The following is a 24,577-nucleotide window of genomic DNA, read 5'->3' as shown; positions in this document are numbered from 1 at the left end:
AATTGCCCTATGCGGTTCTTCTTGTTCGCGGGCCAGGATACAGGCGGTGTCGCCGCAGGTACTCGGCGACAACTACAGGTAACATATAGCGGATAGAGAGGTTCTTGGCAAGTCTTGCCCGGATGGCTGCGGCCGAGATTCCGACCGGAATCACCGGGCAGAACCGGACCCGTTTCGGGTCGTGTCCGGGGAAGAGCGGAGGCCGCTCCTCTCCGGGCCGGCTCATGACCACGATCCGCGCCAGGTTGGTGAGCCGGCCGGGTTGATGCCAGGACGCGACGTCCCGGTATTGGTCACTACCCACGATCAGGTGCAGTGTCGCTCCCGGGTGCAGCGACCGCAGTTCGCGCAGCGTATCGACTGTATAGGAGGGCCCAGGGCGGCTTTCCTCAATCGCGCACAGCTTGAACCCGGGTTCGCTATCGATGGCGAGCTGCGTCATGGACAGCCGATGGCGATAGGCAGTCAGGGGACCATGTTTGTGGGGAGGATGGTAGGCAGGAACGAAGAGGATGCGGTCCAGGCGCAGCTGATACCGCATATCCCCGGCCGTCAGCAGGTGACCGAAATGAATGGGATTGAACGACCCTCCGAACACACCGAGCCGGAGCGGCACTTCAGTCGGTGCGGGCCAGCGCGCCGCGAGCGAGCTTCTTGACCGTCTCCTCCGACGAGCCGGTTGCGATCTCCATCAGCACTTCGCGTGCCTTCGCTGTGTCTGCGGTCTCCAGCAGGCTGACAGCGAACCGGTACCTTTCGATGCCGGGCCAGCGATCTGCCGGGTAGGTCCCGTTCACATAATGATAGTAGATCAGTGCCGATTTGTACTCGCCGGAGGTGTAGTAGATCCTAGCGGCGTCGAATTCTCGTAGGGCGAGCCGCTCGGCGATGTCCCCGAGCAGCTGCTCGGCCTCCGGGCGGAACGGCGAGTCCGGGTAGGATTCCAGGAACTGGTCGATGGTCTCGCGGGCCTTGAGCGCCCGGACCTGATCACGCACATGACTTGGCGCGGATCGCAGGTAGGAGACTGCGAGCTTGTAGGTGGCTTCCTCCTGGAACCGGGCGTTCGGGAAGTTCCTCAAGTAGAAGTCGAACTCGCTCTGGGCCTGGATGTAGTCCTTGCTGCGGAAGTAGGTCTCGGCCAGGTAGTACTGGGCGTCCGAGGCCTGGCGGGAGCCGGGAAAGTTGAAGATTACGAACGTGAACTGCTCCTCGGCCTCTTTATAGAGTTTCGCTTCCAGGCTGGCAGTTGCCCGGTCTATTGCCTGTTGCGCGTCCCGGGGAACGTTCTGGAGTTGGGCGCGCTTCGTGCACCCGGCGGCGGCAAAGAAGAGCAAGATGAATGTGAATCGGCGCAAGCGCATCATATGAGTTTCACCACCTCGCCGACGACTGCCGTCAGGCTCGGTTCGGCTTTGGCTGCCATGGCCAGGACTTCCTGCAGGCCGACCGGTTGCATGGCGTCCGGCAGGCCCATGTCCGTAATCACGGAGAATCCAAGCACGCGCAGCCCCGCGTGCCGGGCGACAATGACCTCGGGGACGGTAGACATGCCGACGAGGTCGGCACCGATGGTCCGGATGTAGCGGTACTCAGCTGCGGTTTCCAGGTTCGGGCCCGTGACCCAGGCATAGACGGCGGGGTAGAGACGGATGCCGAGCTTCAGCGCCGCATCCATGGCAAGGCTCACCAGCAAGGGGTCGTAGCAGCCGGCCATGTGCGGGAAGCGGGGACCCAGGGTGTCGTCGTTTGCCCCGCGCAGGGGATTGAGTCCGGTCAGGTTGATGTGGTCGGTGATGACGGCAACCTCGCCTGCGTGGAACTGCGGGTTGACGCCGCCGGAGGCATTCGAGACAATCAGCGTGCCCACGCCCAGCTCCTTCATGACGCGTACGGGGTGGGCGATCTGATCGGGTTCGTAGCCCTCGTAGTAGTGGAACCGTCCCTGCATCACGGCCACCGGGCGACCGCCCAGCATGCCGAGTAGCAGACGGCCGCGGTGGCTTTCTACGGTTGGCGGCGGGAAGTGTGGTATCTCCGAGTAGGGGATGGCGGTGTCTACAGCGACGTCCCCGGCCAGCTTCCCGAGTCCGGTGCCGAGGATGATGCCGAGTTCTGGTTGGAAGTCGGTCTTAGCTCTTATCGCCTGGACGCTTTGGGCTATCTGCTGTTTCAGCATTCGGTTTCCTGTTGCTCATTCGCTCGGCCAGCGCCAGGTAGGTCCGGGCGACTGCGGCCACCTCTTCACTCAGGGCCAGGCGCTTCGCCTCGAGCGCGCGCAGTTCTTCGCCGGTGCCCCGGGTCTGTTGTTCGGCATTGCGCTTGATCTGCTCCGCCTCGAGCTTCGCCTTCTCGATGATCAGTTGAGCTTCCTTCTTCGCGTCATCACGCAGCTGGTTGGTGGCCTTCTGCGCGGTCACCAGCGTATCCTTCAGCAGCTGCTCAGTGTCCTCGTACGCCTTCAGGTGTTTGGCCAGCTCTTCCGCTTTCTCGGTGAGCTGCGCACGTTCCTTGCGCAGGTTCTCTATCTCAGTGGCGAGCTCGCCGATGAACTCCTCGACCTCGGCTTTGTCAAGGCCGCCCCGATGGGTCGAGAAGGTCTTCTTTCTGATGTCCATGGGTGTGATAGCCATCACGGGATTCTATCGGTAGGCTCAAGGCTGTCAACGGAAACGGCAGGCCCTGCCTCGCAGGGAAGAGGTCGGCTGTCGAAGACTGCGACCTCCGGTCTGCGGACTGGAGCTTGTGGCTTGAGGCCCGTGCGACAAGGCCGCGCCTGCCGTGCTGCGTTCCTAGACGGGCCGTGTCCTCGAAACCCCCGGTTCATCTAAGTGAACCGCGGGGTTTGGCCTCGGAGATGTGGGAGAGAGCGAAAGACCCATGGGACAAGGCATAGCGGGAAGCCGTCAGCCGGCTTGGTCTTGCGTCATGACGACCCGCTGCCTCTTGCGCCGGCTCGAACAGCTTCCTGCGAGGACGCAGTGCTATTCGGCGTGGTTTGACAGGCCAGCCCTTGGCGAGGATAGTCGCTCGGAGGTAATGACCATATGAAGAAACTGCTCCCGTTCCTGTCCATCCTGATGCTGGCATTCGTCGGCTGTCCGAAGAAGCAGACCGTCGCCAGACCGCCCAGCGCCGACATCGTCGTCGCAGCGGACGGCTCGGGCGACTACAAGGAAATCAACGAAGCCCTGGATGCGGCCGATGACGGCGTCGTCCTCTATGTTGCACCCGGGGACCTACAAGGAGGAGGTCGAGGTCGAGAAGGACGAAACTACCCTACTCGGCGCCGGTCCGGGCAAGACCGTCATTGACGCCGGCGGCGAGTTCGCGGCGCTCACTCTCTCGGGCGAGGACTGCACGGTGGAAGGTCTAACCCTCACCGGTGGTGTATCGCACGTCATCAACGTCAAGGACGGCCATCACGACATCAGTCGTTGTCTGATCTACGGCAACGACGACCGAGGTATCTACCTGTCGAACATGTTCGGGACCGGCACCGCGCGTATCGAGTACTGCACTATCGTCGACAACGGTCCTTCCGGCATCTACTCGATAGACGACCCGTCGGGGACCGAGATCCGTTTCTGCATCATCGCGGGCAACGGCCGCGGTGTCGTTTCGGACGAAGACAAGGGCGGGATGACGATTGAGTACAATGTGCTCGACAACGAAGGTGAGAACTTCGATGACGTACCCGAAGGTGAGGGTAACGTCGAGAGCGACCCGAGGTTCATCAATCCGAAGGGCGGCGACTACAGACTTGAGAAGAGCTCGCCGGCGATAGACGTCGACGGCAAAGGACACACCGCCGGCTGCTTCTAGAGAACACGGGACGCGACCCGCGACCATTCTTCGCCGCCATAGACCTCCTGGCGGCGCTCCTTGGCGCTGGTGCGGGACTCTCGACCGAGGTCTGGCGGCTACGTCCACCGTTCTTGAATGGCGGACGTTTCAGGGTAGGCTTGGCACGTGATTTCCCTGTCAAACATCACGATGGAGTTCGGTACGCAGGAGCTCTATCGGGACGTGAACCTCTTTGTCGGGCCTGAGGACCGGATAGGGCTGGCCGGGGCCAACGGGTCGGGCAAGTCGACGATCATCAAGTTGATGTCCGGCGAGCTGGAGCCGACCCGCGGTTCCGTGGACAAGCGCAAGGGCACCTGTATCGGGTATCTTCCTCAGACCGGCGCGGTCGTGGGCACGCGCACCGTCCTGGAGGAGGCGCTCACGGCCTTCAAGCACCTGGATGAAGTCCATGACGAGATGCGGGCGCTCGAGCACCGGATGCAGGACGCGAACATGCCGGCCGAGGAACTGCAGGAGATTCTCGACCGCTACGCCGTGCTCGATCACCACTACGGCCATGAAGCCTACGACCGGCAGGCCCGGGCCGAGAAGGTGCTCATGAGCCTCGGGTTTGAGGAGGATGACTTTCACAAGCAGACCCGCACCCAGAGCGGCGGATTCCAGGTCCGACTCGCACTGGCGAGGATGCTGCTCGAAGACCCGGATGTGCTGCTGCTCGACGAGCCGACCAACTACCTCGACATCCGATCCATCGAGTGGCTTCAGGAGTACCTCACCAGCTTCAAGGGTGCGGTGGTGATGATCGCCCACGACCGGTATCTGCTTGACGCGCTGGTGCAGAAGATCTGGGCGATCGAGTCGAAGCGCGTCCACATCTTCCCCGGCAACTACTCGAAGTACCTGAGTGACAAGGTGCAGCGGGATGAGCGGCAGCTCAAGAAGTACGAAGAGCAGGTGCAGTTCATCAAGCGTACCGAGCAGTTCATCGCCCAGTACAAGGGGCGCAAGGATACCGCTCCGCGGGCGATGAGCCGGCAGAAGATGCTCGACCGGCTGGAGCGAGTGACGCCGCCGGAGTCAGCGCCGGCAATCCGCATCCGGTTCCCGGAATCGGATACCGTCTACGGAAAGGCAGTCGACCTGCGCGGAGTGTCCAAGTCGTTCGGCCCGAAGCAGGTGCTCCGGGACGTGAACCTGGCGGTAGGCGGAGGAGAGAAGATTGGTCTCTTCGGCGCGAACGGTCAGGGCAAGACGACGCTGCTGCGGACCATTGCCGGCAAGCTGGAACCTGATTCGGGCGAAGCCTGGACCAGCCAGAAGACGCAGGTTGCGTGCTATGAGCAGGGCGCGGAGGAGACCATCAACCCGGAGATGACCGTGCTCGAAGCTGCCGCCGACGCGGGTGCCGGGTTCACGGAGAATGAACTCAAAGGCATTCTGGGCACGTTTCTCTTCTCGGGAGACGCAATAGACAAGAAGGTAGCGGTGCTGTCCGGCGGCGAACGCAGCCGGCTGGCGATCATCCGGGCGCTGCTGACGCCGTCGAATCTCCTGATCCTTGACGAGCCGACCAACCACCTTGACATTCAGTCGCGGGAGATACTCTTTGAGGCGATAAGACGGTACAGTCGGACCGTCGTGTTTGCCGCGCACGACCGGTTCATGCTCGATGAGCTGGCAGACAAAACGGTGCGGATCGAAGGCGGCAGGGCGGTGCTGTTCCCCGGGAATTACAGCTATGCGGCAGGCCGCGTAGTCAAGCGCGAGGCGGCAGGCCCGAAGCCTCAAGCGCCAAAGACAAGGCAAGAAGGGCACCCGACGAGGCCCGAAGTCAAAACTCCGAAGTCGCATGTACACGGTCCCACGTCCCATGCCCGGGGTCCCAAGTCCAAGTCCCATGGTCCGAGTTCTGCTCATCAACACCAGGGCGATGGGGTGGCCGACATCGAACGCCGGCTGAGGCAACTCGAGAACGAGTACGATTCAGCCCGGCAGACGATGGATTTCAACCGGGTGCGGGAGCTGGCCGACGAGCGCAGGTACCTCGAAGCCGAGCTTCAGGCCCGCAAGGCCGACCAGGTCGACGGCGGTAGGGGGTAGGTTCGAGGGCCTGGAGTACTGAGCCACGAAAGCACGAAAACGGATGAAACGGATTCCTGGTCTCTTTCTGTCCCTCTGTATTGTGTCTCTCGCGTTTTCGTGGCAACCTCGAGGGTCAGTGGCTGAGTAATGGCCTCAGGTGTGAGCACCGACAAAGAGGCGGTACTTACCGCCCGGCTCGCAGCACTCGGCGTCAAACCCGGTGACCTGATTGAGAGGTTCATCAGGGCCGGGGGCCCGGGCGGGCAGAACGTCAACAAGACCTCGACAGCGGTCTATCTCAAGCATGTGCCAACCGGTATCGAGGTCAAGGTCCAGCAGGAGCGGTCGCAGGCTCTCAACCGGTTTCTGGCGAGAAGGGCGCTGGCGGACAGACTTGAGGCCCGTCTGTTGGGCGAGCAAAGCGCGGAGGCGGCGAGGGTCGCGAAGTTGAGACGCCAGAAGCGGCGCCGCTCGCGCCGGGCGAAGGAGAAAGTTCTTGCGGCTAAGTCGTTGCAGGCCCGCAAGAAGGCGTTGCGCACCGCCCCGGCTGACGACTGCTGAACAGGGGTACTGGACTTGACAAGCGGACAGCCGGGTCTATAATCCCGCCGTTCCTCGACATTCGTAGAAACCCAAAAAAGGAGTAGTGCAGATGAAGAGAGTCCTGAGCTTCGCCATCGGCCTGATGGTAGTAGCCATGATGGTCGGCTGCGGCGGCAGCGAACAGCCGGCCAAGACCGAGAAGCCGGCCGAACCGGCGTTTGTTGCGCAGACCATGAACCTCCCGGCGATGAAGGTGGCCTCGATTGCCAAGACGGGGCCCTATGCCGAGATCGGCAAGGACCTGAGCGTCCTGATGGCCGCGGTGCAGGAGCAGAAGCTGACCGTGCGTGGCACGCCGTTCGCCGTTTTCCATGACAACCCGGCGGCCGTCAAGCCGGAGAGCACCCGCTACGAGGTCAGCGTCCCGCTCGACACGGCCACCAAGAATATGACCGACAAGAAGACCGGTATGGTCGTCAAGGACGCAGAGCCGATGATGATTGCCGTGACCGACTACATGGGTCCCTACGATCAGGTCGGGCCGGTCTACGAGAAGCTCTACAAGTGGATCGCAGAGAACAAGTACGAGGCCGCCGGCCCCATGCTTGAGTACTATCTGAACGATCCCGCCAAGGTCAAGCCCGAGTCGCTGCAGACCAAGGTCGGCGCCGTGATCAAGCCGGTCGCTCCGCCTGTCGATACTACTAAGAAGGCCGAGGAGCCGAAGAAGGAAGGGCCGAAGCCCCCGACCAAGAAGTAGCCCGCGGGTTTCGCCTACGCGATTTCCGGCCCCGCCTCGCGCGGGGTCGGCCTTTTGTGTGTGTGGGGGGGCGAGATGACTTTACTTGACAGGCGGGTGAGAGCGCCAGAGAATAGGCCCTCGGGTTGCGGCCGGAGATACTCAGAATGCGGCTTCTATCCGGCCGTGCCCGTGTCCGGTAGAAGTGGATGTTTGGATGTCCGCAACCAGGGAGGACAGAGGATGAGGATGTTGGTACTGCCGCTGACGCTTTTCGCAGCCGTGGCTCTGGCTACTGAGATCAAAGTGGCCATCGAGATCGACTCCGCATCGACGGGCCGCATTCCGCCGAATGCGTGCTACCGGATTGACTCGCTCTGCAAGGCGCAGGGCTGGGAGGACTCCATCGTCACCGGTTCCGATATTGACGAGGCTTCGGAACTCGCGGAATATGACGTGGTCGTCACCGGCGATCGTGGATACGCCGACAACGATTTCCAGACCTATCAGAGCGCGTTGAAGGACTGGGTTCGAAGCGGAGGAGGTTTTGTCGGCCTCGGCTGGATTGTCTACGGCGTATACCGCGCCAGCGCCTGGCAGATGGACTCGATACTGCCGGTGAGTTGCTCCCTGGACTACAACTTCTTCGCATCCGGTCGGATCCTCGTCACCGACAGCACCCATCCGGTGACTCTGAATGTGCATGACTTCGACATCCAGAGCCATGGCGAGTGGGCCAACGCCGGACTTCAGCCCGGAGCAACGGCCCTCGGCGGCTACAGTGAGGATACCACCGGTCAGGCTTCGATAGCGGTGCGCGAAGTCGGCGCCGGGCGCTCCGTGTACCTGGGGCCGATCTACTTCGGGGACTTTCAGAACTACGAGAACGAACCCTACTACGACGATGCCGATGCGATGCTCCTGCTCAAGCAGGCGATCGAATGGGCGGCATCACCTGATTCTACGGGAGTCGATGACTCAAGACAGACTCCGGGACCCGGCGTCGAACTGCGCGAAGCCATACCGAGCCCATTCCGTTTCCGCACGAGAGTCAGCTATGATCTGGCGGTTGCTGGCCGGGCTTCGCTCGTTGTCTACGACCTTGCCGGTAAGGCGGTGAGGACACTGTTATCGGGCAACCAGCCGGCGGGTGCCGGGCAGGCAGCGTGGGACCGAACCGACTATTCGGGACTGGTCGTGCCCAGCGGTGTCTACTTCGTCCGGCTGCACGCCGGCGGCGCGAGTCTCTCTCTCAAGCTGGTGGTCAGATAGAGGAGGAACATCAGCGTTTGGGGTGGCGCTGCCGCCCCCATCCCGTCCTGTCGGGCCCGAGCCGGTGACGATGCCCGGCCCGGGCTCTCGCTCTTCCACTGCGTCAGCGTCCGCTCCGACATTTGACTGAGAGTCGGGGGTCGTTAGACTGATCTGCTTGGCTGAAACTCCCGGTCTCGATCTGCCTGCTTCCGTTACCCGCAACGCGCCGTCAACCGGCGCGGCCACGGGAGCGGCCGCGTTTGTTGCCCGACTACTGAATACCAAGGAACGCAGTCCGGAGTCTCGGCCGGAGAGGCCGGAGTGCGTGCGGCGCGACCTCGGCAGGATGGCGGAGTATCTCGATGGCCTGCCACTGTCGCCGCCAGTGGTCAGACAGCCGTTTGAGCTTGGCCTGGCGGCGATGCGCGCGTGCCGCTGGGACGAGGCAGTCGCGTACTTCAAGCAGGCGATGTCGGTCACGAGCGGCGTCCACCTTGTCGCGCTCTTGAACCAGATCGGTGTATGTCGCTATACGCAGGGCCGCGTTGAAGACGCGTTGCGCTGCTTCCATCAGTCGGCCCGACTGGCAGATGAGCTGCATACTAAGCGCGGTCGGGTCCAAGCACTCAACAATATCGGGCTTATCCATCGCGACCGCGGCGAACTGGATGGAGCGCTTGAGTACCTGGAGGAATCGCTGACTCTGGCGCGCGAGCTCGATGACCAGTGGGCAGTTGCCATACTGCTGGGCAACACCGGCAACGTCTGGCACGACCGGGGCGAACTGGAGAAGGCACTTGAGTACCACATCGAGGCGTTGAAGATATCCCGCGAGATCAAGGACCAGTGGGGCGTGGTCAGCGAGCTGGCAGATATCGGCAGTATCTACATGGACAAAGGGAGACCAGACCTGGCGCTCAAGTACGACGAGCAAGCGCTGGCGAACGCCCGCAGCGTCGGTTATCCGCTGGGCGTGGTCACCTGTCTTGCCAACATCGCGGACATCCATCGCCGGCGGGGCAGGCCGGACGACGCGCTGAAATGCGAGGAGGAGGCCCTGGCGGTGGCGCGGAAGGCCGGGTACGGCCTCGGGGTGGCGAGCGAGCTCGGCAACATAGGACTTGACCTGCTGGCCAGAGGAAAGCATGAGGAAGCCGTTCCCAAGCTGGCCGAGGCGCTGTCCATTCTCCTTTCAATCAGAGTCGCCGACGGGCCGCGCCAGGCCCTGACCGGACTGGACAGGTGCGCGGACAGGCTCGGGCGACAGCGCGTGGAAGCGCTCCTCAAGCAGTCGGGCTTTGATGACGACAGTGCATCCGACCTTCTGAGCCGGGTAGATCAGACGCGCATGAAGCGGCCCGCGAAAACGGCCGACCGTCAACTTCTTCCTCCGGTGGCCGGCTAACAGCCGACCTGCCCCAGGATCACAACCCGCGAAAAGCCTGGTGCCGACCTCCTGCGGTTGACAGTCGGCCCTGCAATGCTACACTCACTAGCTTGGCTATGGCTCCCGGACACGAGTTGATTGCGGCCTGTCGGGCTATTGCCCCCGGCCTGTGGGTCAGCGTGGGTATGGGAGGCGTCATCAAGCGCATGCTGGCTCCCGGGAGACGGCAGCCGCAGACGGATCTGAAGAGGCTAGATGCGCTGCGGCGCAGCATGGGTCGGATGGCGGAATGTCATGACGGCCTGTGCGCGTCGGACCCCACAGCTAGACGGCTCTTCGACCGCGGCATTTCCGCCATGCGTGCCTGCAACTGGCACGACGCGATCTCGCACCTCCAGCAGGCGAAGACGGAAACGAACGGTGTCCACCTGGTCGCGCTGCTCAACCTGAGCGGTGTCTGCAACTACACCAGCGGCCGCGCGGACGCGGCGTTGAGGGACTTCGAGGAGTCTGAGCGGCTGGCAGCTACGCTGCATGCCGGGAGGGGGAGAGCTCGTGCCCTCAATAACATCGGGCTTATCCGTCGCGACCGCGGCGAACTGGACCCGGCGCTCGCGACCCTGTCCGAGTCGCTGGCCCTGACCCGTGGACTGGCGGACCAGTGGGTGGTCGCAATCCTGCTCGGCAACATCGGGAATGTCTGGCACGACAAGGGTGACCTCGCCACTGCTCTCAGCTATCACGAGCAGGCGCTGACAGCGACACACGAAATCGGGGATCGCTGGGGCGAGGCGTGCGAACTTGGCAACATCGGGAGCGTCTACCTGGACAAGGGCGAACCTAACCGGGCGCTCAGGTACTACCTTCAGGGTCTGGCGATGGCCCGCGCCATTGGATACCAACTCGGCGTGGCTACGGGTCTGGCAAATGTCGCGAGCATCTGCCGCAGTGAAGGCAGGCTCGGCAAGGCCCTCCAGCTCGAGAAGGAAGCGCTCGCCGTTGCCCGGAAGGCCGGAGACAGGATCGGTATGGCGGCCTACCTTGGCAACATCGGGCTCGACCTGATGAGCCGGAGAAAACACTCGGAGGCGGTACCCAGGCTGGCGGCGGCCCTGACGATTCTCTCGTCAGTCCAGGTTGCTGATGGGCCGAGGCAGGCCCTGACCGGGCTGGTCGTCTGTGAGGACAGGCTCGGCCGCGGCCGCATCGAAGGGTTGCTGAGAGAATTCGGGCTGCGTGAAGGCAAGGTCGAGGACGTGCTTGATCGCATGGACCAGATTCGCATGAAGCGACCCGCCCCGCTACTCAGTCTGCAGGCTGCCGGCCCGTAGCCTGCAGGCCGGCGACAGCCGGGCTCGCGCGAGGCTGGGGAGTCGCCGCTAGGGACCTGCCTACCAGGATACCTTCAGGCCGAATAGCTCAGCCGATGTGCCCGAGCTGGTGCGGTTAGCCTTGAACGGCGTGGCGCCACTGACGTCGCGCATCTTCGTACCCCGCTCGGAGGAACCGGCCACACCTAGATTGGCCGAACTGTATGAGAGACTGACGTAGCTCGATGACCAGGTGCCATCCTCGCTGACTATCCCGTTCAGTGTGAGGTCGACGTTCAGGCTCGAGGAAGACGAGGTGGAGGACACTCGGCAGTTGGTCAAGTCGTACTCCAGGTGCACGGTCTCGATGCCGTTGCCCGAATCGTAGCTCGTGGTCCCGGTGATGTGTACGGTGCCGCCGAACGGTCCATTGGCGACGATGTCCACCGGTCCTGCGGGCGTGCCGGCGATGTTCTGGTTATAGATGTCGACGAGCCCGGTCATGATACCCCAGGCGATGTCCTCGTAGAACGACTCGTCGCTGTAGCGGGGTGCTCTGGTGCAGGAGAGATTCGGAAGCACCAGGAACAGCGCAGCGACGATCAGGACGGTTGACCGGCAGACCAGACGATGCAAGTCGTGAGAAGTCAGTGGCATCTTGTGCTCCTTTTCCAGTTTCAACACTCGTGACCCAGGTTGCTTTCCAAGCCAGAGGACGATCGCGCCTCCGCACGGATCGTTGGCAGTGACCTCTTCTATTTGACTCAAACGCGTCCGGATGTCAATCTTTGTCTCAGGATGTAGCCAAGGAAGCCGCGGCGCAGATTGTTGACCGGAAGTTGCGGGTCCGGTTCGAGCGAGCTTGCCTCAGTGCAGTGTATCGGCTAGAATACGAGTCCAGCCCGCAAGCGAAAGGAGTTCTAGTGAAGAGCCTGGACTACATTCATCTGGCCGAAGCACACAGCGCCCGCAACTACCTGCCCTTGCCGGTCGTCCTGGCCAAGGGCGAAGGCGTGTGGGTCGAGGACGTCGAAGGGAAGCGCTATCTTGACATGCTCTCCTCCTACTCGGCCCTGAACCAGGGGCACCGCCATCCGAAGATACTGGCCGCGATGCGAGAGCAGATGGACAGGCTCTGCCTGACCTCTCGTGCGTTCCACCATGATACGTTCGGGCCTTTCTGCAAGACCGTGACTGAGGCGTGCGGGATGGACCAGGTGCTCTTGATGAACACCGGGGCCGAGGCGGTCGAGACTGCGATCAAGCTGTGCCGGCGCTGGGGCTACACGAGGCGGGGAGTGCCCGAGGGCAAGGCCGAGGTCATCGTCTGCGACGGCAACTTCCACGGCCGGACCACGACCATTGTCGGTTTCTCGCCGGAGAAGCTTTACAGTGACGGCTTCGGGCCTTTCACGCCCGGGTTCAGGATGATTCCGTACAACGACACTGCGGCGCTGGAGAAGGCCATCACGCCGAACACGGTGGCGTTCCTGGTTGAGCCGATCCAGGGCGAAGCCGGGATCAAGGTGCCGAAGGGCGGATTCCTTAGGGCGGCGCGCGAAATCTGCACGCGCAACAATGTCCTGTTGATGACCGATGAGATCCAGACCGGGCTGGGTCGGACCGGCCGGCTCTTCTGCTACGAGTACGACGGCGTCAAGCCGGACGTGCTGATTGTGGGCAAGGCGCTGGGCGGAGGTTGCTTCCCGGTATCCGGCGCGCTTGCATCCAAAGAACTCATGTCGGTCTTCACGCCCGGCAACCACGGCTCGACCTTTGGCGGGAACCCGCTGGCCTGCGCTGTCGGCAAGGCAGCGGTCGAGGTCATCCTCGAAGAGAAGCTGCCGGAGAACTCGTTTGCGATGGGCGAATACCTGCGCACCGAACTAGCGAAGATGAACTCGCCCCACATCGCGGAAATCAGGGGCAGGGGTCTACTCATCGGCGTAGACATCAAGCCCGAGTCAGGACCGGCGCGCGGTTTCTGCGAGAAGCTGATGGGGCTGGGCGTGCTGGCGAAAGAGACACACGGAACGGTCATCCGTCTCGCCCCGCCGCTCATCATAGCGAAATCGGAGGTCGACTGGGCACTGGACCGTATCGGGCAGGTCCTGAGGTAGGAAGGTGGTCGAGTGATCTAGTGGCCTAGTGATCAAGTGTTGCAGGTTCCACACTGGAGCACTGGACCACTAGACCACTTGTCCACTATTGCTTGACTTCCGGCGTCAGCTAGCCTATAAGTTCACATGCGTCTGCTCTCCGTAGCGAACCAGGCCGACCTCGATGTTGAGCTCACCCGGGTTGGAGCCGACCCGCTGAGCTGGCCGATTTTCCGGGCCAAGAGCCGGGTGGTCGCCATCAAGGTTGACTGCCTATCAACGGCGACAGCGAACATCCTGAAGCAGACCGCGATGGCCTGCGGAGGGGACTGTGCGGTGAACCGGTTGGTCGTCTCGGGTCGAGTCAGGCGCACGGATGCGATTCTCTTCCTGACCAAACGACAACTGCAGACGCTCGGGTACCGACTGGCAGACCAGCCGGAATGTGTGGCCCGACTTGTCCCGGAACTCAGCGAGTTGGTTGGAAACCTGCAGTCACGGACGCGGTCCATCAAGCTGGGGCGGAAAACCCTGGATCTGGGCAGACGAACGTACGTGATGGGCATACTCAACGTCACTCCCGATTCCTTCTCCGACGGCGGAAGGTTCCTTGAGCCGTCGGCTGCAGTCGAGCATGCGTTGTCGATGGCGGAGGAAGGTGCTGATTTCATAGACATTGGAGCGGAGTCGACCAGGCCCGGTTCCCGACCGGTTCCGGTGAGGGAGCAACAGGCGCGGCTTCTCCCGGTGCTGCGGGCGGTGAAGAAGAGGCTGAAGACACCGGTGTCAGTTGATACAACCAGCGCGACGGTCACGAGCATCGCGCTCAGCGAGGGCGCGGATATCGTGAACGACGTGTCTGCCTTTGCCGGAGACAGGCAAATGGCAGTGATTGTGGCGCGAGCCGGAGTCCCATGTATACTGATGCACATGAAAGGCCGGCCCCGCACCATGCAGAAGAAGCCCGAATACTCCGACCTGATGGCCGAAGTAACCGACTTCCTGGCTGAGGCGTTGAGGCGGGGAGAGGCCGCCGGCATCGCGCGCACGCAGATGCTCGTTGACCCGGGCATCGGCTTCGGCAAGACCGTGGCGCACAATCTCGAAATCCTGCGCCGGCTGGCTGAGCTTGAGTCCCTGGGTGCACCGGTCGTAGTTGGCCCGTCTCGCAAGCGCTTCATCGGTGCGGTTTCGGACTCGCCGCCGGGAGAGCGAGTCGAGGGAACAATCGCTGCGTGTGTGCTGGCGGCGAGGAACGGGGCGAACGTTCTGCGTGTTCATGACGTCAAACCGGTTGTGAAGGCTTTGAAGCTGGCCGATGCCGTGGAGATGAGAGCCTAGGTGCTGTCGTTCGTCAGTTTCCGCTGGGTAGACGCCTTCGACATCCTGATGGTGGCCCTGCTGGCCTACTATTTCCTCCGTTTCCTGAAGGGCACGCGCGCCATCCGCATGCTCTACGGACTTTTCTTCCTGGTAGCGGTGTCGTTCGTTGCACGCTGGCTCGACCTCAAAGCAGTCGGTCTCATCGTCAACTCGCTGACTACCGTCTGGATTGTCGCCTTCGTCATCATCTTCCAGCCCGAGATTCGGAACATCCTGTCCCGGTTCGGCCGCTACCGGCCGCTGCGGTTCCTCCTGAAGCACGGGGCGGATGCTGCCGCCGTCGAAGAGATCGTCGAGGCGGCGGCGCAGATGAAAGACCACAGGATCGGTGCGCTGCTGGTCATCGAACGCGATATCGGGCTCCGCGACTATGTTGAGACCGGGACCAGGGTGGAAGCGCGGGTTTCGGCGCCGCTGTTGGTTTCGATCTTCACTCCCCCTGCGCCTTTGCACGACGGCGGTGCCATCATCATCGCCGGGCAAGTTGTGGCCGCCGGCTGTACGCTGCCCTTGAGTGAAGAGCGGTACGTCGAGAATGCGTTGGGGATGCGCCACCGGGCCGGACTCGGCATCGCGACCGTGACCGATGCCATCGCCGTGATTGTCTCGGAAACCACGGGCAAGATCAGCTTTGCCAACCGCGGTGCGCTGCTGTCCGGGCTCACGCCGTCCCAGCTCAAGTACAACATCCAGCAAGCCCTGGCCACGGAGGTCTGATTCATGAACGATACTAGAGTCCGGCTGCTGGTGTTCGCGGCGGTGTTCGTCGTCGTGGCCGGTGTGTACCTGTACAGCGCCGCCCCAACCGCGGCGTTCTGGGACTGCGGCGAGTTGATTTCGGCGGCGTTCACGATGGGCGTCCCGCACCCGCCCGGCACGCCGTTGTTCGTAACCCTGGGGCGCATCTTCTCCATGCTGCCCGTGGCGAAAGAGGTGGCTTTCCGAGTCACCCTGATCCCGGTGCTCTTCGGTGCCTTCTCCTGCGGGCTCATCTACCTGCTTGTCCTCAAACTCATTTCGTCCTACGTCGTTCCCGAACGCCGGCACGACAGGTGGCTGCCGCACGTCGCCGGCGTGTTCGGCGGCCTTGCCTGCGCCTTCGCGTTCTCGTTCTGGGACAACTCGGTCGAGGCCGAGGTCTACGGCCCGTGCGTGGTCGTCGCTTTGTCGGTGCTCTACATGGCGCTGGTCTGGCGCGAACAACTCAAGCGGGCGGGCGGCGACAATCGCCTGATTCTGGCCGCGATTTTCCTCCTCTTTCTTTCCACCGGTATCCACTTCACCCCGATGATGACCGTATTCGCAGTGCTGGTGTTTGCACTCATCGTCGACCGGGAAGCGGTACTGCAGCTCAGGCTCTTCGAGCTGTTCGCCGCCTACCTGGTGATACTGACGATGGCCGAACTGGGGCTCTCCGTCGCTGCCTTCGTCGCCATACCGCTGATGCTGGGCGCGGCCTGGTACGGTATCAGGGTGATGGATCGCTCCACCCATACGCGGTCGGTGTTCTACGGCCTGGGCCTGTTCTTCCTCGTGTTCGTCATCGCCTACGTGGCGGCAGGGAACGCGATAATGGACGATACGGTGCTGTTCCTTGCGTCGCCGACCGTGGCTTTGATCGAACGGTGGGTGCGCTCGCCAATGCTGCTGCTGCTGCTGGTAGCGAGCTACGGTGGGTACCTCTACTGGCTCCACCGCCAGCGGCGGCTGAGCCCAAAGTACGTGGGGTTGATGCTCGGACTGGTACTTCTCGCCGGTACGGTGCAGTTCATCATGTTCATCCGCGCGAGTCACTCGCCCACGATCAACGAGGCGGACCCGTCAAACTGGCGCGATTTCGTCAGCGTGCTCAAGCGCGAGCAGTACGATCCAATGAAGCTCCTGCCGCGCAAGACGCAGTTCCTGACCGAAGATGACTGGCGGATGAATCGGAACCCGCGCTTCGGCGTGCTGGTTGCGTACTTCGAGCAGGTCAAGTTCTACCTCCGCTATTTCTTCTGGCAGTGGGGCAACGCGCGCTTCTTCGACATCTTCCTGCACGTTGGCTGGCAGGCCCTGCTCGGCTTGATACCGCCTTTGCTTGGGCTGTGGGGCATGTGGCATCAGTTCCGACGCGAGAAGCGATCCTTCGTCCTCATCTTCGTTGCCTTCCTGGTGGCTTCGATCGGCCTGGTCACCTACCTGAATCTGAAGTACTCGCCCTCGGATCCAAGGCGCGGCAACCCGGCCCAGGGCGGGTACGGATACCTGGAGGTGCGCGAGCGCGACTATTTCTACGCCTTCTCCTTTGTCTTCTATACGATCTTCGTCGGTGTCGGGGCATACGCATTTCTTCGGACGGTCATCGATCGACTCCGATTCAGACGCGCACCGGCCTACGCGCTGTCCGGCGCGCTCCTTGCATTCGGGTTCGTACCGATGCTGCTGAACTATCCGGAAGTCAGCCGCCGGGGCGACTGGATACCGGCCGAGTACGGGTACAATATGCTCGCATCTTGCCCGGGCGAGCGCGCAGTCCTCTTCACCAATGGCGACAACGACACTTTCCCGCTCTGGTTCATGCAGACGGTGCCCTCGCGTATTGCCGGCTATAGCCACGATTTCGGCAAGAACGTCCGGGTCGGGATCCTCTCGCTTCTGAACACGAACTGGTACATCAAGCAACTGAAGCGGTGGGGCGCGCCGATCTCCTTCACCGAGGAGGAGATAGAGCAGCTTCCGCGCGGCTTCGTCGGCAAGAACAACCGGACGTTCCTGCTTGAGGACGTAATGATCCGCGATATGGTGGCGACCGCCGGTGGAGTCAAACTCAACTGGCCGGAAGACTACGCTGCGACCTCCGAGGAGTACATTGCGAAGGTGTTCGGCCCGGGCTACAAACCCCGGACGCCGGTCTATATCGCGACCACGGTTTCGCCCGGCAGCCTGCAGGATGTGAAGTCGCACCTCCGGTTGGAAGGCCTGGTCTATCGCGTCGTACCCGACGCGGGGAGCGAGCAAGTGGACCTGGACCGGAGCCGCTACCTGGTTGACTCCGTGTACAGCATGAAGTCGATACTTGACCCTCGCGTCAGCAAAGATGAGAATACCAGGGGACTGCTTCTGACCTATGCCGCGACTTTCATGTCGATGGCCAATGGCTACCGGCGCCTGAATCGTCCGCTCGACGCCGAGCACGTCCTGACCCTGGCTACCGGGCTGGATCTTGACCGGGACCGCCGGATGACGGTCCTCTATCATCTTTCGAGTGTCGCGCTGGAGAACGGGAACTATGACAGGGCCCTGGCCGCGCTCGATACTATCCAGGCGCTCGGGTTCACGCAGCCCGACTTCGCATTGCGACGCGGCCTGGCCCACGAGGGCAAGGAGAACCTCAAGCAGGCTGAGTCGGCCTACATCGAGGCAATGAGCGCTGACCCAGGCCGGGGCGAAGTCGTGCAGGCACTGGTCCATCTCTACCTGGGCAAGCTTGGCGATACGGCCAAAGGCAAGGCACTTCTTCAGCTCTGGTTGCGTCGCGCCCCGTCCGACTCGGCCGCCGCCCGCCAGCTGCAACAGCTTTCCTAGCCGGGGTTCGCGGCTGCCTGCGGACGTCTGATTTGACTCCATTTGGTTCTCTCTATAGTATCAGCCTGCGTGAGTGAGCCACAGAACCGTGCTGCCGGGCCGTGTGCCTGGCACCTGACTCCTTGAATCCTTGACTCCTTTCTTTTCCCGGAGGCCCGCCTGATGAACGACCGAAGAATACGCATCATTCTCTTCGCCGCTGTGTTTGCCGTGGTGCTGGTTGCCTACCTCTCGACTGTCGCGCCGACCGCGGCATTCTGGGACTGCGGCGAATTGATCGCGACTGCCTGCATATACGGAGTCCCACACCCGCCGGGCACGCCGCTCTTCGTGACCATCGGTCGCATCTTCTCGATGCTCCCGACCAGCCCGGAGCACGCCTTCAGAATCAACCTCATTCCGGTGTTGTTCGGCGCCTTCTCCTGCGGGCTCATCTACCTGCTCGTCCTCAGACTCATTGCGCCGTACACGAGCCCGGAACGGCGTCACGACAAGTGGCTGCCGCACGTCGCCGGCGTCTTTGGCGCCCTGGCCTGCGCCTTCGCGTTCTCCTTCTGGGATAACTCGGTCGAGGCCGAGGTGTACGGGCCGTGCGTGGTAGTCGCTTTGTCCGTTCTCTACATGGCCTTGGTCTGGCGCGACCACATCCAGCGTTCCGACGGCGACAACCGCCTGATACTGGCCGCACTGTTCCTGCTCTTCCTTTCGACCGGCATCCACTTCACGCCGATGATGACCTTGTTCGCGGTGCTGGTCTTCGCGATGGTGGTGGATCGCGAATCCGTGCTGCAGTTGAGGCTCTTCGAGCTGGTCGCCGGATACCTGATCATCCTGACGATGGGTGAGCTGGGCTTCTCCGCGGGCACGTTTGTCGCGATCCCGCTGATGCTGGGCGCAACCTGGTACGGCATCAGGGTGATGGAACGTTCGACCCATACCAGGTCGGTGTTCTACGGACTCGGCCTATTCTTCCTGGTCTTTGTGATTGCCTACGTGGCGGCGGGAAACCGGGTGATGGACGACACGGTCCTGTTCCTTGCTTCACCGACCGTGGCCTTCATCGAGCGGTGGGTGCAGACGCCGGTACTACTCCTGCTGCTCGCGGCCGGGTACAGCGGATACCTTTACTGGCTGCACCGCCAGGGCAAGCTGAGCCTCAGATACGTCGGCCTGATGCTCGGGCTGGTGTTTCTTGCCGGCTGCGTCCAGTTCATCATGCTCATACGCGCCGGACGCGAACCCAGCATCAATGAAGTGAACCCGTCGAACTGGCGTGACTTCGTCGGCGTGCTCAAGCGCGAGCAGTATGACCCGATGAAGCTCTTACCGCGCAAGACCCAGTTCCTGACCGAAGATGACTGGCGGATGAACCAGAACCCGCAATTCAACCTGTTCGTCGCCTACTTTGAGCAGGTGAAGTTCTACATACGCTACTTCTTCTGGCAGTGGGGCAACCCGCGGTTCTTCGATATCTTCCTGCACGTCAGCTGGCAGGCCCTGCTCGGGCTGATCCCGCCGTTGCTCGGGGTCTGGGGTATGTGGCACCAGCTCAAGAAAGAGAAGCGGTCATTCGTGCTTATTCTGGTGGCATTCCTGGTCGCATCGGCCGGTCTCATCACCTACCTGAACCTGAAGTACTCGACCTCAGATCCGCGGTCTCAGCTCCGGTTCCGCGAGGTGCGCGAGCGTGACTACTTCTACGCCTTTTCGTTCGTGTTCTACACCATCTTCATCGGCGTCGGGGCCTACGCGTTCCTGCGCTGGTTTGCCGACAGGGTGAGGGCGCGGAAGCTCCCCGTCTACTCTATGTCCGGAGCGTTGCTGGCATTCGCCTTCGTCCCGATGCTCCTGAACTACAAGTCGGTGACCCGCCGCGGCGACTGGATACCGGCGGAGTACGGGTACAACATGCTGATATCCTGCCCGGGCGAGCACGCGGTCCTCTTCACGAACGGTGACAACGATACGTTCCCGCTCTGGTTCATGCAGACCGTGCTGTCGCGGGTCTCGAACTACGATCCGAAGTTCGGCAAGAACGTGGCGGTCGCCAACCTCTCGCTGCTCAACACGACCTGGTACTGCAAGCAGCTCAAGCGCTGGGGGGCGCCCATCTCGTTCTCCGAGGCGCAGATCGACAGGCTGCCGCAGGGCTTCGTCGGCAAGGACAATCGTACGTATCTGCTCAAGGACATCATGATGCGCGACATCGTCGCCACGAGCGCGGGCGTGAAGTTGAGGTGGCCGGATGACTACGCTTGCACGCCGGAGGAGTACCGGGCCAAGGTCTTCACTGCTGACTACAATCCCCGTTCGCCGGTCTACTATGCCACGACCGTCTCCAGCGACAACCTCGAGGAGGTGGATCCGCATCTCCGTCTCGAGGGTCTGGTCAATCGGGTGGTCAAGGAAGAGGGTCCGAACATGGTTGACGTCGCGAAGACACGCCACATGATGTACGACGTGTACAAGATGGATGCCATGCTCGACCCCAACGTTGAGAAGGACGAGAACACGCGCGGACTCCTCATCAACTACGCCGCGAGCTACCTGGCGCTCGCCGGCGAGTTCCAGAAGGCGGGCCAGAACGTCGAGGCGCTTGACGTTATCGAGAAGGCTCTGCGCTTCGGCCTCGACCAGGACAAGAAGGTCCCGCTGTTCTACCACGCGTCCATGTTCGCGATGCTCAACGGCCAATACGACAAAGCAATCGGTTTCCTCGATTCCATCCAGGCCCGCGGCTACCAGGACCCGGACCTGTCTTTGCGCCGCGGCTACGCCTACCAGGGCAAGGGCGAGTTTGCCAGGGCCGAGTCGGCCTATCGAGCGGCCGTCCTCGAAGATCCCACCCGGCCGGATCCGATCCAGGCGCTCTACCGGTTGTACCTGGACGACCTGCACGATACGGGCAGGGCGCGGATTCTGATGCAGCAGTGGCTCCAGCGCGTCCCGTCGGACACGACCGCGGCCAATCTGCTGAGAGAGATATCGTAGTGGCCAAGTGGCCCAGTGTTCCAGTGGTCTAGTGCCCCGGTCCGTTTCTCCACTGGATCTCTTGACCACTTGATCACTGGAGCACTCTCCCTGTTATGCACGAGCTTTCCATCACCCGTGCGCTGCTCGACCAGGCACTGGCTGAAGCTGAGAAGCACGGCGCCAAGCGCATAGGCCGCATCCGGCTGCTGCTCGGTACGGGCGGCAGCGTCGTGCCTGACTGCGTCCAGCTCTACTTCGACGAGATGAAGAAAGGCACGGCCGCGGCCGAGGCCGAGCTTGAGTTCAAGCGAGTCCCCTTGCGCATCCGTTGCCCCAAATGCAGCGCCGAATGGGGTACTTCGTCTGCTCCAGGCCGAGCTGACTCAGTCGACCAATCGGCCACTGGACCACTAGACCACATCCTTCAAGGCATGTGCGCCTGCAACGCCGGTGGCGACATCATTTCCGGACAAGAACTGGTCATCGAGTCCATGGACGTAGATTGAGCAGAGCGCTCAAGTGCTCCTTGGGTCCGGTGGTCCAGTGATGGAGAGCGTTCTGGCGCGCAGGGATTCGCCGGGCCGGGTTCGGGCCGCAATTCCAGTCTCCGGGTTCTGGACTCTGAACTCCGGACTATCCTTTGGCCTCCGGCACGGCAACGCCTCTTCCAACCCGATAACACTCACAGTCAGACCCAGGCCGTAGCGCGAACGCTGGCCTACGGCGCGCGGCTCTCGGCTTGACCTGATGGCAGGGGAGAGGGCGAGCGGCGGGCGGGGCGGAGGAAGCTGCGTTCCCGCCACTTGCCCAAGAGCGGGGGAGAGGGTGGAGGCTATGGTTGATTCTGCTGCCAACCTCGGAGCGGGGCGAAGAGCATGGGGAAGAACGAACGCGATTGACCATTGACAGAGCGCCACGGCAGGTCTAGACTCCTTGCAGCTAGGGCGTGGTGCCAAAATGAAGAAGCCAAGCCTGGTCCTCCTCTGTGCGCTGGCGCTGGGCGTCGGGGTGAGTCTGGCGTGGACGCCGACGGTTCCGGATACAATCCTGCTGCCGGACTCGCTGGGGCCGCTGCGGCCGGGCTATCATCTGGCGTTCGGCAGCTCGACCGACAACATCTACGTGGCAAGTGAGTCGTCAGACATCATTGTCGTGGATGGGAACACCTTCCAGCGCATCAAGCGCATCAACACCGGCACGCCCGTCGGCGGCGCGCTGCTGGTCAGCAAGCACAACCGGCTGTACGTTTCTCATCCGTCGCAGGGCCGAGTCGGGGTCATCGACTGCTCGACCAACGAGGTGGTCGGCTCGATTCTCGTCGGGTCCCGACCGACGCTTCTCTGCTACAGCTCAGGCAGCGACAAGCTGTATTGCGGCGACACCATCGACAAGACCGTCTCGGTCATAGGCTGTGCCAGCAACGCGCTTCTGAAAGTTGTCCCGGTCGGAAGAAGCCTTGCTGCCATGGCCTACGACCCGACTTCGAATAAGGTGTACGCCGCGACGCGCGATGGTGTGCTCGCGATATCCTGCTCCGCCGATTCCGTGGTCGCAGCCATCACTGCGGCAAAGAGGCCGGTCAGCCTGTGTGTCAACAAGCGCCGCCAGAAGCTGTACGCGGTGGGTCCGGAGTACCAGGGCCTCGACACCATATACGTTATCTCCACCCAATCCGACTCCGTGATAGCCGCGATGCATGGCGTGGCTTTTCGGCGGGGTCGCCTGGCGTGCAACGAGGCCACCGACCGCCTGTACGCAATGAGGAGTTCGGACCCGGACCGCATACTCGAGTTCGACTGCTCGGGCGACACGTTCACGCGCGCCTGCTACATTTGGGATGATGCTTACAGCTTGGCAATTGCCTGTGACACTGTGCGTGACCGGCTGTACAGCCTCACAAACTGGGGCAGTCTCATCGAGTTCGACTGCGAGACCTTCGATGTCGTTTCCAAAGTTGGATGCGCGGGGTGGGGCAGGATTATCGAGTCGGACCCGGACCGACGCAGGATGCTGTACGTCTATGGAGATTCGGAGGAGGCCGTGCTGCTGCCGGTTGACTGCAGGTACGACACCACGTCGGTGGTCACGGCCGTCCCGCTCTGCGGCTGGAGGCGTGTAATGTACCACAACCCTGCGACCAGCAGGCTGTACTGCCGTTGGGGCGTAACCATCGGTGGGGTAGGTGTCGTAGACGAACGAGTCAACAGCGTGGTCAAACAGTCGTTCTTGGGTGAAGCCTACTACGGCCATGAAATGACGTATAGCCGACACAGCAACAAGTTCTACTTCGCCGCCCGGAAAGGCATTGGCGTGCTGGACGGGGCGACAGACAGCCTGCTCAAGGTCATCGACACCAAGAGGGATCCGGACCTCAGCCCCAGCTGGTGCCCGGACGGGAACAAGGTCTACAGCTTCGTGGATGACTCAACTGTCCAGATCGCCGTGGTCGACTGCAACACCGACTCCGTGGTACGGAACATAGCAGCCAGCGATATCGTCATGCGGCTCGAATACCTGGGCGATGGTCGCATGCTCTGTTACTTGGGGGAGAGCCTTGCCGTCATCGACAGCCGGACGGACAGCATCCCGCTCTATGCGCCGATTGGCGGCGTGGGCGCGACCGCCCACACTGGAGACGGTGGGAAGATGTACGTTACTCGCAGGGACCCGGACCGACTAGAGGCCTGGGATTCCCATTCGTTTTCCTTGCTGACGACAATCTACTGGCCGTACTACGACGGTAGATACAAGAGCACTTTCCTGGCATATGCGGACACGACCAAGAAGCTCTACTGGTTCGTGGGTGATGACAGCGTTCTCGCGATTGACGCCACCAGCGACACGGTCACGGCCCGGATGGCGACCAGTGTATCGCTCCATGGCACATGCCTTGACCACACCGGCAGGTACATGTTCTGTTCTTCTCCATATGATAGCGCTCTCAGAGTCTACGACACGCGGGCGGACAGTCTGGTTGGCGTCTATTCACACCTGCCCTATCCCTACCCCGGGTGTATTGCATCGAACCCGGAGCAGCGGTGCATCTACGTAGGATGCGGCGACGTGATCCTGGTTTACCCGGACGCGCCGCCGGGGGTCGAGGAAATGCCGAACGCCGACGTGCGAACGACGAGTCCCGGCCCGACGGTTCTGCGCGGCAACCTGCATCTGCCTCTGGCGTCGGGCGTTGAGCGTAGGGCGTCAAGCGTGTTGTTGGACGCCACGGGACGAGAGGTCCGGAACCTCAAGCCGGGAGAGAATGACGTGCGGGCACTCGCTCCGGGTGTGTACTTCGTCCGTGGACCGATGACCGAAGACGGGAGACCGGGCGACGTGCGGAAGGTTGTTTTGACCAAGTAGCCCTTCCTCGAACCCGCCGTAACATCGCTGCCCGCGTTCTCGCGGGCAGCTTGCTCTTGGGTGGCTTGGC

The 24,577-nt window shown here is 62.2% G+C and carries 19 protein-coding genes; 14 read left to right on the top strand and 5 right to left on the bottom strand.

What is annotated here, in order from left to right; genetic code table 11:
* Positions 1–7: 7 nt before the first annotated feature.
* Genes nadD through FJY68_02210 form a run of 4 tightly spaced genes read right to left on the bottom strand, consistent with a single transcriptional unit; the run spans position 8 to position 2,633 of the window.
* The gene (gene nadD, locus FJY68_02225; protein MBM3330653.1) at positions 8–616 is read right to left on the bottom strand and encodes a nicotinate (nicotinamide) nucleotide adenylyltransferase; all 609 of its coding nucleotides are present in this window, start codon (positions 614–616) and stop codon (positions 8–10) included.
* A 1-nt stretch (position 617) separates the two neighbouring features.
* Positions 618–1,367, bottom strand: coding sequence for an outer membrane protein assembly factor BamD (gene bamD, locus FJY68_02220; GenBank protein ID MBM3330652.1), 750 nt, complete (start codon positions 1,365–1,367; stop codon positions 618–620).
* The gene (locus FJY68_02215; protein ID MBM3330651.1) at positions 1,364–2,179 is read right to left on the bottom strand and encodes a purine-nucleoside phosphorylase; all 816 of its coding nucleotides are present in this window, start codon (positions 2,177–2,179) and stop codon (positions 1,364–1,366) included. Before FJY68_02215 ends, bamD begins: the two co-directional genes overlap by 4 nt.
* A complete protein-coding gene (locus FJY68_02210) occupies positions 2,133–2,633 on the bottom strand; it encodes a DivIVA domain-containing protein (GenBank protein MBM3330650.1) in 501 nt (166 codons plus the stop codon). Before FJY68_02210 ends, FJY68_02215 begins: the two co-directional genes overlap by 47 nt.
* Before the next feature lie 562 nt (positions 2,634–3,195).
* Between FJY68_02210 and FJY68_02205 the strand changes: the two genes are divergently transcribed.
* The 7 genes from FJY68_02205 (at position 3,196) to FJY68_02175 (ending at position 11,146) form a co-directional block, all read left to right on the top strand.
* Positions 3,196–3,825: a hypothetical protein gene (locus FJY68_02205; GenBank protein ID MBM3330649.1), complete on the top strand. Its 630-nt coding sequence runs from the start codon at positions 3,196–3,198 to the stop codon at positions 3,823–3,825.
* Positions 3,826–3,972: 147 nt separating this feature from the next.
* The gene (locus FJY68_02200; GenBank protein MBM3330648.1) at positions 3,973–5,910 is read left to right on the top strand and encodes an ABC-F family ATP-binding cassette domain-containing protein; all 1,938 of its coding nucleotides are present in this window, start codon (positions 3,973–3,975) and stop codon (positions 5,908–5,910) included.
* Positions 5,911–6,039: 129 nt separating this feature from the next.
* A complete protein-coding gene (locus tag FJY68_02195) occupies positions 6,040–6,453 on the top strand; it encodes a peptide chain release factor-like protein (GenBank protein MBM3330647.1) in 414 nt (137 codons plus the stop codon).
* Positions 6,454–6,544: 91 nt separating this feature from the next.
* On the top strand, positions 6,545–7,195 hold the full coding sequence (locus FJY68_02190) for a GyrI-like domain-containing protein (GenBank protein MBM3330646.1): 651 nt from the start codon (positions 6,545–6,547) through the stop codon (positions 7,193–7,195).
* Positions 7,196–7,270: 75 nt separating this feature from the next.
* The gene (locus tag FJY68_02185; GenBank protein MBM3330645.1) at positions 7,271–8,446 is read left to right on the top strand and encodes a T9SS type A sorting domain-containing protein; all 1,176 of its coding nucleotides are present in this window, start codon (positions 7,271–7,273) and stop codon (positions 8,444–8,446) included.
* Positions 8,447–8,603: 157 nt separating this feature from the next.
* Entirely contained in the window at positions 8,604–9,833 is a 1,230-nt protein-coding gene (locus FJY68_02180) for a tetratricopeptide repeat protein (protein ID MBM3330644.1), read from the top strand.
* Between the two features lie 92 nt (positions 9,834–9,925).
* The gene (locus tag FJY68_02175; GenBank protein MBM3330643.1) at positions 9,926–11,146 is read left to right on the top strand and encodes a tetratricopeptide repeat protein; all 1,221 of its coding nucleotides are present in this window, start codon (positions 9,926–9,928) and stop codon (positions 11,144–11,146) included.
* Between the two features lie 60 nt (positions 11,147–11,206).
* Here FJY68_02175 and FJY68_02170 read toward each other — a convergent pair whose 3' ends face one another.
* On the bottom strand, positions 11,207–11,782 hold the full coding sequence (locus FJY68_02170) for a hypothetical protein (protein MBM3330642.1): 576 nt from the start codon (positions 11,780–11,782) through the stop codon (positions 11,207–11,209).
* Positions 11,783–12,048: 266 nt separating this feature from the next.
* Between FJY68_02170 and rocD the strand changes: the two genes are divergently transcribed.
* The 7 genes from rocD (at position 12,049) to FJY68_02135 (ending at position 24,507) form a co-directional block, all read left to right on the top strand.
* Positions 12,049–13,245: an ornithine--oxo-acid transaminase gene (gene rocD, locus FJY68_02165; GenBank protein MBM3330641.1), complete on the top strand. Its 1,197-nt coding sequence runs from the start codon at positions 12,049–12,051 to the stop codon at positions 13,243–13,245.
* A gap of 126 nt (positions 13,246–13,371) precedes the next feature.
* The gene (folP, locus tag FJY68_02160) at positions 13,372–14,565 is read left to right on the top strand and encodes a dihydropteroate synthase (protein MBM3330640.1); all 1,194 of its coding nucleotides are present in this window, start codon (positions 13,372–13,374) and stop codon (positions 14,563–14,565) included.
* Positions 14,566–15,324: a TIGR00159 family protein gene (locus tag FJY68_02155; protein ID MBM3330639.1), complete on the top strand. Its 759-nt coding sequence runs from the start codon at positions 14,566–14,568 to the stop codon at positions 15,322–15,324. It abuts the gene before it with no gap.
* Between the two features lie 3 nt (positions 15,325–15,327).
* Positions 15,328–18,174 carry a tetratricopeptide repeat protein gene (locus FJY68_02150; protein MBM3330638.1) on the top strand — a complete coding sequence of 949 codons (2,847 nt, stop codon included), beginning with the start codon at positions 15,328–15,330 and terminating at the stop codon, positions 18,172–18,174.
* A 162-nt stretch (positions 18,175–18,336) separates the two neighbouring features.
* On the top strand, positions 18,337–21,165 hold the full coding sequence (locus FJY68_02145; GenBank protein MBM3330637.1) for a DUF2723 domain-containing protein: 2,829 nt from the start codon (positions 18,337–18,339) through the stop codon (positions 21,163–21,165).
* Positions 21,166–21,260: 95 nt separating this feature from the next.
* A complete protein-coding gene (locus tag FJY68_02140; GenBank protein ID MBM3330636.1) occupies positions 21,261–21,653 on the top strand; it encodes a hydrogenase maturation nickel metallochaperone HypA in 393 nt (130 codons plus the stop codon).
* A gap of 451 nt (positions 21,654–22,104) precedes the next feature.
* Positions 22,105–24,507, top strand: coding sequence for a YncE family protein (locus FJY68_02135; GenBank protein ID MBM3330635.1), 2,403 nt, complete (start codon positions 22,105–22,107; stop codon positions 24,505–24,507).
* Positions 24,508–24,577: the final 70 nt, after the last annotated feature.

Source organism: candidate division WOR-3 bacterium, assembly GCA_016867815.1.
In the GTDB taxonomy this organism is placed as follows: Bacteria; Hydrothermota; Tepidihabitantia; order Tepidihabitantales; family Tepidihabitantaceae; genus UBA2258.
Note: the sequence above shows the minus strand (reverse complement) of the source record. Positions and strands in the feature narration are given on the sequence as shown.

Coding starts and splice junctions, on each gene's coding strand:
- FJY68_02145 (MBM3330637.1), top strand. CDS start 18,337: ATGAACGACCGAAGAATACGCATCATTCTCTTCGCCGCTGTGTTTGCC.
- FJY68_02205 (MBM3330649.1), top strand. CDS start 3,196: ATGCGGCCGATGACGGCGTCGTCCTCTATGTTGCACCCGGGGACCTAC.
- FJY68_02135 (MBM3330635.1), top strand. CDS start 22,105: ATGAAGAAGCCAAGCCTGGTCCTCCTCTGTGCGCTGGCGCTGGGCGTC.
- FJY68_02185 (MBM3330645.1), top strand. CDS start 7,271: ATGACTTTACTTGACAGGCGGGTGAGAGCGCCAGAGAATAGGCCCTCG.
- FJY68_02210 (MBM3330650.1), bottom strand. CDS start 2,633: ATGGCTATCACACCCATGGACATCAGAAAGAAGACCTTCTCGACCCAT.
- FJY68_02170 (MBM3330642.1), bottom strand. CDS start 11,782: ATGCCACTGACTTCTCACGACTTGCATCGTCTGGTCTGCCGGTCAACC.
- FJY68_02140 (MBM3330636.1), top strand. CDS start 21,261: ATGCACGAGCTTTCCATCACCCGTGCGCTGCTCGACCAGGCACTGGCT.
- FJY68_02150 (MBM3330638.1), top strand. CDS start 15,328: ATGAACGATACTAGAGTCCGGCTGCTGGTGTTCGCGGCGGTGTTCGTC.
- folP (MBM3330640.1), top strand. CDS start 13,372: ATGCGTCTGCTCTCCGTAGCGAACCAGGCCGACCTCGATGTTGAGCTC.
- FJY68_02215 (MBM3330651.1), bottom strand. CDS start 2,179: ATGCTGAAACAGCAGATAGCCCAAAGCGTCCAGGCGATAAGAGCTAAG.
- bamD (MBM3330652.1), bottom strand. CDS start 1,367: ATGATGCGCTTGCGCCGATTCACATTCATCTTGCTCTTCTTTGCCGCC.
- FJY68_02195 (MBM3330647.1), top strand. CDS start 6,040: ATGGCCTCAGGTGTGAGCACCGACAAAGAGGCGGTACTTACCGCCCGG.
- FJY68_02190 (MBM3330646.1), top strand. CDS start 6,545: ATGAAGAGAGTCCTGAGCTTCGCCATCGGCCTGATGGTAGTAGCCATG.